Source organism: Streptomyces himastatinicus ATCC 53653 (assembly GCF_000158915.1).
GTDB classification, from domain to species: domain Bacteria; phylum Actinomycetota; class Actinomycetes; order Streptomycetales; family Streptomycetaceae; genus Streptomyces; species Streptomyces himastatinicus.
Map to the genome: position 1 here is coordinate 2,542,296 of NZ_GG657754.1, position 9,415 is coordinate 2,551,710.

At 71.7% G+C, this 9,415-nt stretch carries 10 protein-coding genes; 5 read left to right on the top strand and 5 right to left on the bottom strand.

What is annotated here, in order from left to right; translation table 11 throughout:
• Window positions 1–174 precede the first annotated feature (174 nt).
• The 3 genes from SSOG_RS52295 to SSOG_RS10095 all read left to right on the top strand — a co-directional run bounded on the left by SSOG_RS52295 (window position 175) and on the right by SSOG_RS10095 (window position 3,441).
• Window positions 175–909: a PAS domain-containing protein gene (locus tag SSOG_RS52295; protein ID WP_039937086.1), complete on the top strand. Its 735-nt coding sequence runs from the start codon at window positions 175–177 to the stop codon at window positions 907–909.
• Window positions 910–958: 49 nt separating this feature from the next.
• On the top strand, window positions 959–2,614 hold the full coding sequence (locus tag SSOG_RS10090) for an ATP-binding SpoIIE family protein phosphatase (RefSeq protein WP_167542436.1): 1,656 nt from the start codon (window positions 959–961) through the stop codon (window positions 2,612–2,614).
• Between the two features lie 149 nt (window positions 2,615–2,763).
• The gene (locus SSOG_RS10095; protein ID WP_039937087.1) at window positions 2,764–3,441 is read left to right on the top strand and encodes a polysaccharide lyase family 7 protein; all 678 of its coding nucleotides are present in this window, start codon (window positions 2,764–2,766) and stop codon (window positions 3,439–3,441) included.
• A gap of 75 nt (window positions 3,442–3,516) precedes the next feature.
• Here the strand turns inward: SSOG_RS10095 and SSOG_RS10100 are convergent, their stop codons facing one another.
• Window positions 3,517–4,227, bottom strand: a complete 711-nt coding sequence (locus tag SSOG_RS10100; RefSeq protein WP_009714111.1) for a TetR/AcrR family transcriptional regulator — start codon at window positions 4,225–4,227, stop codon at window positions 3,517–3,519.
• Between the two features lie 120 nt (window positions 4,228–4,347).
• Here SSOG_RS10100 and SSOG_RS10105 point away from each other — a divergent pair, with 120 nt between their 5' ends.
• Entirely contained in the window at window positions 4,348–5,523 is a 1,176-nt protein-coding gene (locus tag SSOG_RS10105) for an FAD-dependent oxidoreductase (RefSeq protein ID WP_009714112.1), read from the top strand.
• Here the strand turns inward: SSOG_RS10105 and SSOG_RS10110 are convergent.
• From SSOG_RS10110 to SSOG_RS10120, 3 genes are all read right to left on the bottom strand, one after another.
• The gene (locus tag SSOG_RS10110) at window positions 5,502–6,233 is read right to left on the bottom strand and encodes an SDR family oxidoreductase (protein WP_009714113.1); all 732 of its coding nucleotides are present in this window, start codon (window positions 6,231–6,233) and stop codon (window positions 5,502–5,504) included. The genes SSOG_RS10105 and SSOG_RS10110 overlap by 22 nt on opposite strands.
• 22 nt (window positions 6,234–6,255) lie before the next feature.
• Window positions 6,256–6,684, bottom strand: coding sequence for a cupin domain-containing protein (locus SSOG_RS10115; protein WP_009714114.1), 429 nt, complete (start codon window positions 6,682–6,684; stop codon window positions 6,256–6,258).
• A 121-nt stretch (window positions 6,685–6,805) separates the two neighbouring features.
• Entirely contained in the window at window positions 6,806–7,978 is a 1,173-nt protein-coding gene (locus tag SSOG_RS10120) for an RNA-guided endonuclease InsQ/TnpB family protein (RefSeq protein WP_009714115.1), read from the bottom strand.
• A 12-nt stretch (window positions 7,979–7,990) separates the two neighbouring features.
• On the opposite strand from SSOG_RS10120, the gene SSOG_RS10125 reads away from it, so the two are divergent.
• On the top strand, window positions 7,991–8,470 hold the full coding sequence (locus tag SSOG_RS10125) for a GNAT family N-acetyltransferase (RefSeq protein WP_009714116.1): 480 nt from the start codon (window positions 7,991–7,993) through the stop codon (window positions 8,468–8,470).
• Between the two features lie 16 nt (window positions 8,471–8,486).
• On the opposite strand, the gene SSOG_RS10130 is transcribed toward SSOG_RS10125, so the two are convergent.
• A complete protein-coding gene (locus SSOG_RS10130) occupies window positions 8,487–9,329 on the bottom strand; it encodes an EamA family transporter (protein WP_009714117.1) in 843 nt (280 codons plus the stop codon).
• Window positions 9,330–9,415 lie beyond the last annotated feature (86 nt).

Consider the following 9,415-nt stretch of genomic DNA (forward strand, 5'->3'; position numbering starts at 1 on the left):
CGAGGTCGTCCAGCGAACGGATGGGATGGGCAGCCTTCGCCGCCGGCACGCGGGGCATGGCTCGAACCGACCGCTCAGCGAAGCCGCCCGCCTCCGCAGCGTGACCGCCGCCTCGTCCGCTCGTTTGAACGGCCCTGGCGGCGGGTGCATGCTCGGTAAGGAGGAGATGGGCGCATGAACGCCGAGGCCCCGCGGACCGCCGTGATCACGGTCGACGAGTCCGGCATCGTCACGGGCTGGAACCGCGGTGCCGAACGGGCGCTGGGGCATACCGCGGAGGACGCCGTGGGGCGGCGGGCCGGGGAGTTGCTCGTGCCCGAGGGCGGGGCGCCGTTCTGGGACGGGCCGCCGGAGCGGGACGACTGGCTGGGGTGGCTGTCGGTGCGGTGTGCCGATGGCCGGGTGGTGCGGGTGCGCGGGGTGGGGCACCGGCTGATGGATCGCGCCGCGCGGGGGCCGTGGGTGCTGGTGGCGTCGATCGAGGACGGTGGCGCCGCGGGGCCGCGGCCGCTGCCGCAGGAGGTGGAGCGGGCGGTCGTGGACTGGCTGTTCTCCGTCTCCCCCGTGGCCGTGACCATGTACGACACCGATCTCAAGTGCATCCGGCAGAACGCCGCCATGACGCGGATGTCGGGGATCTCGGAGGCCGACCGCAAGGGGCTGCGGCTGCCGGAGGTGCTGACGGGGCCGGACGCGGCGGCGTGGGAGCAGCGGCTGCGGCGGGTGCTGGAGACGGGCGAGACCGCGTTTCAGCGGGAGAATGCCGGGGGGCGCCTGCCCGCGAATCCGGACCGGGACGCCGGTGTTCCTGGCCTCGCCTCGCCTTGCGGGGCGCGGACGGGGAGAACGCTCGCTTGGTACGACGTTCGCCGACGTGAACCAGCAGATCGGTCCCGGGGAGCGGCTTGACCCTGTTGAACGAAGGCGAGTACGCGGATCGGGCAGCACCCTGGACGTGATGCGCACCGCGCGGGAACTCGCCGACGCGGCGGTTCCGCGGCTCGCCGACTGGGTCACCGTCGATCTGCTGGAGACGCTGCTCAGGGGCGATGAGCCGGGTCCGTTCACGGGGGTGGTGGCGCTGCGCCGGGCGGCGAACCAGTCGATCATCGAGGGGGCGCCGGAGGCGGTGCGGCAGCCGGGCGAGGTGGACTTCTACCCGCCGTACACGCCCGCCGTGCGCTGCATGGCCACGGGCCGGTCGGCCCGGCACCGGGTCACGGACCGGGACATGCGGGACTGGCTGGCGCGGGACCCCGCCCGGGCGGAGAAGTTCCGGGAGTACGGATTCCAGTCGATCATGGGGGTGCCGGTGCGGGCGCGCGGGATGACGCTGGGCATCACCATGTTCTACCGGCGGACCAAGGACCCGTTCACGGAGGACGATCAGCTGCTGGCCGAGGAGCTGGTGGCGCGGGCCGCGATCTGTCTGGACAACGCGCGCCGCTTCGACCGCGAGCGCACCGCCGCGCTCAGCCTCCAGCAGAGCCTGCTGCCCCGGGGCACTCCGGCGCAGGCGGCGGTCGAGACCGCGTCCCGCTATCTGCCCGCGGGCGGCCGCTCGGGGCTGGCGGGCGACTGGTTCGATGTGATTCCGCTGTCCGGGGCGCGGGTCGCCCTGGTGGTGGGCGATGTCGTCGGCCATGGCATCAGCGCGGCGGCCACCATGGGACGGCTGCGCACGGCGGTCCGTACGCTGGCGGATGTCGATCTGCCGCCGGACGAGCTGCTGACGCATCTGGACGATGTGGTGATCCGGCTCGCGGCGGAGACGGAAACCGGAACGGAATCGGAAGCGGAGGCGGGAGGCGGCGACGGAGGCGAGCCCGCCATCCTCGGCGCCACCTGTACGTACGCGGTCTACGACCCGGTCGCCCGCACCTGTTCCGTGGCCCTGGCCGGGCATCCGCCGCCCGCGGTGGTCACCCCGGACGGCGAGGCGCGGCTGCTCGATCTGCCCGCCGGTCCCCCGCTGGGCCTGGGCGGGCTGCCGTTCGAGGCGGTGGAGGTGGAGCTGCCGCCGGGCAGTCTGCTCGCGCTCTACACCGACGGGCTGCTCGGCTTCCGCGAACCGGAACGCGAACTGGACGGCGCGCTGGCGGAGTTGTGCCAGACGCTCACCCACCGCGCGCCCTCCCTCGACGCGCTGTGCGACCACGTGCTCGGCGATCTGCTGCCGGACCACCCCGCCGACGACGCCGCGCTCCTCATCGCCCGCACCCGGGCCCTGGGCACGGACCGGTTCGCCGTACGGGATCTGGCGGCCGACCCGGTCACCGTGGCGTCGGCCCGGTCGTGGGCGTCGCGCCGGCTCGACGCCTGGGGTCTCGCGGACGCGTCGTACATCACGGAGCTGGTGGTCAGCGAGCTGGTCACCAACGCCATCCGGCACGCGGAGGGCCCCATTCAGCTGCGGCTGATCCGCGACCGGACGCTGATCTGCGAGGTGTCCGACGCCAGCAGCACCGCGCCCCATATGCGCCGGGCCCGCCTCTCCGACGAGGGCGGCCGCGGGCTGCTGCTGGTCGCCCAGCTCACCCAGCGCTGGGGCACCCGGCACACCCACACGGGCAAGACCATCTGGTGCGAGCAGCTGGTCGGGGCGCACCCCTGAGTCGGACCCCGAGTCGGGTCACATCCCTGAACGGAATCTGGGAAAGCGAAGAACTCCGTTCATTGATATGGACACGTCATTGCCTCTGGCCTACGTTGACGCCTGGTCCGGACCATGACGACTGGACCATGACGACTGGAGGTGGGCACATGCCCGCGTTACGCATGAGGGTCAGAGTGGGCGTCGCCGTCGGCACGCTCATGGCCGCGCTGACGGGGACGGCGACCGCACACGGGGCGACGGCGGCCGACCCGACGGACGGATGGACGCAGAAGTCGTACACGTACAGCATGCAGAAGCCGTACAACCTGGATCTCAGCGAGCGCTACAGCTACAACTCCGGCACCAAGACCCACACCATGTGGGTGAACGCCTCCGACGAGCCCTTCGAGGAAGGCAGTTCGACCAATCCGCGCACCGAGATGCGCTGGAAGAACGACTACACCTCGGGCAAGCAGATGTGGGACGCCGATGTGTACGTCCCGTCCGGCACCAACGGCGCGGACATCATGCAGATCCTGCGCACCAAGCGCCCGTCCGGGACCCCCGCGACCGACATCATGTTCCGGGCGTCCAGCGCGAACGGCGGCACGCTCAAGCGCTATACGAACGAGACCATCAAGACCGGGATCTACAACACCTGGTGGAACCTGAAGGTCGCCCATGACGCGAGCGCCGGAACGATCCAGGTCTACGCCGACGACAAGCTGGTGCTGACCGCCGACGACCGCGGAGAGGCCACCCGCTACTTCAAGAACGGCGTCTACCACCATGGTTCGGGCAAGGCCGAGGCCCGCTTCCGCAATGTCCGCTACTGGGTCAAGTAGGTCCGTACGCCGCACCGGCCGTACGTCGCACCGGCCGCCCGGCACGGCGGCCGGTGCGGCATGTCCACGGCGCGCCTACAGCGGCGTCGGGACGTCCGGCACCGGGGTGTGCGCCACACCGTTGATCAGCACATGGAAGCCCCACACCAGCCGCTCCTGGGGAGATCCGGAGAGCAGCCGCGGACCCAGCGCGGCGATGCGCGGATGCGTCCGCTCCGAGGCGCCCATCAGCCCGGCGGCCAGCGCCTCCCAGTCCTCCTCGTTGTGGCCGTCCTCGTCCGGGCCCCGCCAGGCGTGCTCGGCGGCGGTCGCGGTGCCGAACTGGAGCAGCACGTCGACCAGCCACGCCGCCCGGTCCGGCGCGACCCCGCCCTCGTGCAGCAGCGCCAGCACCCCCTCCGTGAGGTTCAGGAAGTACGTGCCGAAGGGGCGCGCGGCCACGGCCGAGCGGGCGAGGCCGGGGTACGCGAACAGCAGGTCCGTGTACGACATGAGGACCCGCACCAGCCGCTCGCGCCAGTCGCCCTCGGCGGTGACCGGGCTCAGGTCGACCCCGGCGAGCAGTTCGTCGAGGACCGCCGCGTGCAACTCGGCGGTGTTGCGGACGTAGACGTAGAGCGAGGCGGGCCCGGTGTCCAACTCCTGTGCCAGGCGGCGCATGGTGACGCGTTCCAGGCCCTCGGCCCGCATGAGGTCGACCGCGGTCGCGATGATCCCGTCCCGGGTCAGGGCTGGTTTCGCCGGACGTTCACGGCGGCTCTGGCGCGCGGCGGAGTTCGCTGTCATGGACTCATGCTAACCGGGTGCGAACATGTTCGTAACGAATGCGTTTGCCACGAACATGTTCGTCCGCCTACGCTCCTCCCGTCCGGCACGACAGGCACCACATCGCCGGGGAGGCGCCCCATGTCCACCGGTAGGTCCAGCGGTACGTCCGCACCCAGCATCGCGATCGTCGGAGGAGGGCTCGGCGGGCTGACGCTGGCGCGCGTCCTCCACACCCACGGCATCGCCGCGGCCGTCTACGAACGGGACGCCTCGCCGACCGCCCGCGACCAGGGCGGCACGCTGGACCTGGACGAGGCGTCCGGCCAGTGGGCGCTGACCGCCGCCGGGCTGCTCGACGACTTCCGGGAACTCAGCCGCCCCGAGGGCGGAGAGCTGCGCCTGCTCGCCAAGGACGGAGCCGTCCTGCTCCACGAACCCGCCCCGGACGGCGGCGGCGACCGCCCCGAGATCGACCGGTACGCGCTGCGGGGGCTGCTGCTGGACTCGCTGCCGAGGGGCACGGTCCGCTGGGGACGCGGCGTACGTACGGTCGCCGCCTCTCCCGCCGGGCGCCCCACGCTCACCCTGGCCGACGGCGAGACCGTGGCGGCGGATCTGGTCGTCGGCGCCGACGGGGCCTGGTCGCGGATCCGGCCGGTGCTGTCCGACGCCCGGCCGGTCTACTCCGGGGTGACGTTGCTGGACGGACAGCTGGAGGACGTCGACACCCGGCACCGCGCCCTCGCCCAACTCGTCGGCCACGGCACGATGTTCGCCCTCGGGGACGAGAAGGGGGTGATCGCGCAGCGCATCGGCGGGGAGCGCATCCGCGTCTACAGCACCGTCAAGGTCCCGCGGGGGTGGGCCGGTACGGAGGCCGTCGCCGCGAAGCGGGTCCTGGACCTCTTCCCCGACTGGGACCGCGCGCTGCGCGCGCTGATCGCCGACAGCGACATCCCCCTCGCGCCCCGGCCGCTCCACGCGCTGCCCGTCGGGCACCGCTGGGACCGGGTGCCCGGCGTCACCCTCCTGGGCGACGCCGCCCACCTGATGTCCCCGTTCGCCGGTGCGGGCGCCAACCTCGCCATGCTCGACGGCGCCCGACTCGCCCGGGCCATCACCTCCCACGACGACCTGGAGACGGCGCTCACCGCGTACGAGACGGCCCTGTTCCCGCGCGGCGAGACCGCGGCCGCCCTCTCGGCCGCGAACCTCGCCGACTTCTTCCGGCCCGACGGCCTCCGCCGCGCGCGGGACCACTTCACCTCGTACGCGTCACCGGGCGGCCCGGCTCAGGAGAGCCACTCGGTGTAGTGGGTGGGGGCGAGGCGGGCGTCCCCCTTGGTGGTGAGGACATCGCCGTGGACGGCGGCGAACATCCCGGCGGTGTCGTCCAGGACGACGGTGCGGCTGTCGGAGCGCGCGTCCAGGGTGACCCGGCCGAGTTCATCGAGGGTGAAGACATCGGGCCCGCCGATGTCGCGGGTGCCGTTCAGCGGGGTGCCGACGGCGACTTCGGCGACGGCGTCGGCGACGTCCTGCGCGGCGATCGGCTGGATCGGCGTCGCGGGCAGCCGGACGGTGTCGCCGTCGGTGGTCCAGGACAGGACCGCGTCGATGAACTCCATGAACTGGGTGGCGCGGACGATCGAATACGGGATCGGCCCGGCCTTCAGAATGTCCTCCTGGAGCACCTTGGCCCGGTAGTAGTCGAGTTCGGGCACCAGTTCCGCGCCGACGATCGACAAGATGACGGCGTGCCGCACCCCGGCCTTACCGGCGGTGGCCAGAAGGTTGTCCATCGAGGTCTGGAAGAACGCCGCGGAGGCGTCGTCGAAGGTCGGCGAATTGGTCAGATTGACCACGACGTCGGCACCGGCCAGTGCCTCTTCCAACCCCTTTCCGGTGATGATGTCGACCCCCGTGGAGGGCGAACAGGGCACGGCCTCATGGCCGCTCGCCTTCAGATTTTTCACGACCTTCGATCCGATGAGGCCGGTACCGCCGAGAACTGCGATCTTCATGGTCACCCTTCATGTCGTTACATCAGGTGGAGCGCGGAGCGCGTCGGTCCTTGCGCTGGGCCAGTTCCTCGTCGTCCACCAGGGTCAGCATGGGCTGCCCCGGCGCGCACATCATCGTCACGAGGAAACGGCTCCAGGAATCCGTTCGGTTGTTCCCGTCCTGATAGTGGATGACATCGCCGCCCGGCTCCCAGAACGTCTCTCCGGCCTTGATCACACGCTCCGGCTCGCCTTCCAGCTCGAAGAGCATTTCACCTTCGAGCATGTATCCGAATGCGGGACCGGAGTGCCGGTGCGGAGGGGTTCCCGGGTCACCCGGGGGATATTCGATGAGGACGGTCATCGCCTCCGCGCCCTCCGGGATGAAGGGCGGCTTTGCTGTCTGAAGCGTGGTCAGTGCGTTCTTCCACGCTTCGGATCGTGGTTTCCTGCTCGGTTCACTGCTCGACATGAGTCATAAGTAAAGACCGCGGCGGCCTTCTGGCTGTGACGACCCGCGCGAGCATTTTCGGCGTGCCGGGCCGGGACAACGGCCCCCCGGCGCAGACTGAGGACTTGACTTCCTCCCCCGCCTAAAGGCGGGGGATTCCAGCGGTCGCCCGCTGGGGTTCCTGCTTCACCGACGACCGCCCCGTCCGGGAGGACTCCCGTTGAGGTCTTACACCGCCTCCACAGGCAGACGCCGCCAGCCCGGCGGCCAAAATATTGCGCGCCGCGTTCACATCGCGGTCATGCACCGCGCCGCAGTCGCACGTCCACTCCCGGACGTTCAGCGGCAGCTTCTCGCGGACCGTGCCGCAGGCCCCGCACAGCTTCGAGCTGGGGAACCAGCGGTCGATCGTCACGAGTTCGCGCCCGTACCAGGCGCACTTGTACTCCAGCATCATGCGCAGGTCCGTCCAGGCCGCATCCGAGATGGCGCGTGCAAGCGTGCCGTTCTTCAGCAGGTTGCGGACGGTGAGGTCCTCGATCACGACCGTTTGGTTCTCACGGACGAGCCGGGTCGACAGCTTGTGCAGGAAGTCCCGGCGCCGATCGGCGATCCGGGCGTGGACACGGGCGACCTTCACCCGGGCCTTGGCCCGGTTGCTGGAGCCCTTCGCCTTGCGGGACAGCTCCCGCTGCGCCTTCGCGAGCCGCTCGCGGTCGCGGCGCTCGTGTCGGGGATTAGCGATCTTCTCCCCGGTGGACAGCGTCACCAGGGAGGTGATCCCGGCATCCAGACCGACCGCCGCGCCAGTGGCGGGCGCGGGGGCGATGGTGTCCTCGCACAGCATCGAGACGAACCAGCGCCTGGCGCTGTCACGGGAGACGGTCACCGTCGTCGGCTCCGCCCCCTCGGGGAGGGGACGCGACCAGCGGATATCGAGAGGCCGGGCCATCTTGGCGAGCGTCAGTCGCCCGTCGCGCCACGTGAAGGCGCTGCGGGTGTACTCGGCCGACGCCCGGGACCTCTTCCGGCTCTTGTACCGAGGGTACTTCGCGCGCTTGGCGAAGAAGTTCCCGAACGCCGCCTGCAGGTGCCGCAGCGCCTGCTGGAGCGGGACGGAGGACACCTCCGTCAGGAAGGCGAGTCCCTCGGTCTTCTTCCACTCCGTCAGCGCGGCGGACGACTGCACGTAGGAGAGGCGGCGCTGCTCGCCGTACCAAGCCCGGGTGCGGTCCTCCAGCGCCTTGTTGTACACGCCCTGCCCTGCTCCGCAGGAGCTTCGCTTCCTCCCCGGCCTGAAGGCCGGGGTATCCACGAAGGACTCCCGATGAGCGGACCCAGGGTGCGGCTGCGTGCGGTGGACCGGGACGACCTCGCGGTCTTCTTCGACTACCACCGGGACGTCGAAGCCAACCGGATGGCGGCCTTCACCGCCGAGGACCCGGACGACCGGGTCGCCTTCGACCAGCGCTGGGACCGGCTCCTCGGCGACGACACCGTGGTCAAGCGGACGGTGCTGTACGACGGGCGGGTGGCCGGGAACGTGCTGGGGTTCGAGCAGTACGGCGATCCGTCCGTCGGCTACTGGATCGGGCGCGAGCACTGGGGCAAGGGGATCGCCACCCGCGCGCTGGCCGCGTTCCTGGAGGAGGTGCCGCTGCGCCCGCTGTACGCACGGGTCGCCGCGGACAACGCGGGCTCGCTGCGGGTGCTGGAGAAGTGCGGGTTCCGGGTGACCCGCGAGGAGTGGGCGTTCGCGGCGGCGCGGAGGCGGGAGATCGGCGAGCTGGTGCTGGTCCTGGGGTGAGGATGACCGCGGCGGGTCAGCCGAGGGCGATGAGCGCGAGGGCCGCCCCCGCGCCCAGCAGCCCGGCCGCCTGCGGCCGGGTGATCCGCTCCCGCAGCACCGTCAGCGCCAGCAGCACCGGCACCGCCGGGTAGAGCGCGGAGAGCACGACCGCGATCGACAGCAACTGCTCCCGGGTGGCCAGCAGATAGAGGACGGTGGCCAGCGTGCCGAGCGCCCCCGCGGCGGCCGCCGTGGCGGCGGCCCGCCCGGGCAGCCGCACGGACGCGCCCACCGCCGGGAGCAGCGCCAGGATGACGGCCACCGACAGCACGCGGCTGACCACCACCGGCCACCACCCGGCGTCGGCGGGAACGCGGGCGAGCGCGAAGAACTGCACCGCGAGGCCGAGCCCCGCGACGAGGGCGGTGACGAGGGACGCGGTGTGGTGATCACCGCCCGTGTGACCGGTGCCGTCGCGGGAGATCAGCCAGAGGGCCGGGAGCGCCAGGGCGATGCCGGTCAGGGCCGTGGGCGTGGGGCGGTCGCCCAGCAGGGCGATCCCGGCGGCCACCGGGACACCGACGGCCGTGATGTCGCTGACCGGGACGACCACGCTCATCGGGCCGGTGTTCATCGCCCAGTACAGGCAGGCCACCCCCACGCCCGTGCCCACCCCCGACAGGGCGCCCCATGCCAGGGCCGAGGGCGGGGCGGGGGCGGCGTGGGTGAGGAGTACGGGGACCAGACTCACCGCCGTACCGCCCGTCTGGGCGCAGGCGGCGACCGTCACGCCGTGGTGGCGGCGGGCGACCAGACCGCTGAGGAAATGGGTGGTGCCGAAGCACAGCGCGGAGGTGAGGGCGAGCAGTTCACCCATCGCGGGCTCACTCCCCGGGGGCCGCGGCCTCGCGCTCGGCGGCCGCCGCCCGGTCCGCGGCGCCGACCGGGCAGAGGGCGCCCTGA

Excerpts from the sequence above, each read along its gene's own strand:
- SSOG_RS10130 (WP_009714117.1), bottom strand. The coding sequence starts at position 9,329 with ATGGGTGAACTGCTCGCCCTCACCTCCGCGCTGTGCTTCGGCACCACC.
- SSOG_RS10095 (WP_039937087.1), top strand. The coding sequence starts at position 2,764 with ATGCCCGCGTTACGCATGAGGGTCAGAGTGGGCGTCGCCGTCGGCACG.
- SSOG_RS52295 (WP_039937086.1), top strand. The coding sequence starts at position 175 with ATGAACGCCGAGGCCCCGCGGACCGCCGTGATCACGGTCGACGAGTCC.
- SSOG_RS10090 (WP_167542436.1), top strand. The coding sequence starts at position 959 with ATGCGCACCGCGCGGGAACTCGCCGACGCGGCGGTTCCGCGGCTCGCC.
- SSOG_RS10125 (WP_009714116.1), top strand. The coding sequence starts at position 7,991 with ATGAGCGGACCCAGGGTGCGGCTGCGTGCGGTGGACCGGGACGACCTC.
- SSOG_RS10100 (WP_009714111.1), bottom strand. The coding sequence starts at position 4,227 with ATGACAGCGAACTCCGCCGCGCGCCAGAGCCGCCGTGAACGTCCGGCG.
- SSOG_RS10115 (WP_009714114.1), bottom strand. The coding sequence starts at position 6,684 with ATGTCGAGCAGTGAACCGAGCAGGAAACCACGATCCGAAGCGTGGAAG.
- SSOG_RS10110 (WP_009714113.1), bottom strand. The coding sequence starts at position 6,233 with ATGAAGATCGCAGTTCTCGGCGGTACCGGCCTCATCGGATCGAAGGTC.
- SSOG_RS10105 (WP_009714112.1), top strand. The coding sequence starts at position 4,348 with ATGTCCACCGGTAGGTCCAGCGGTACGTCCGCACCCAGCATCGCGATC.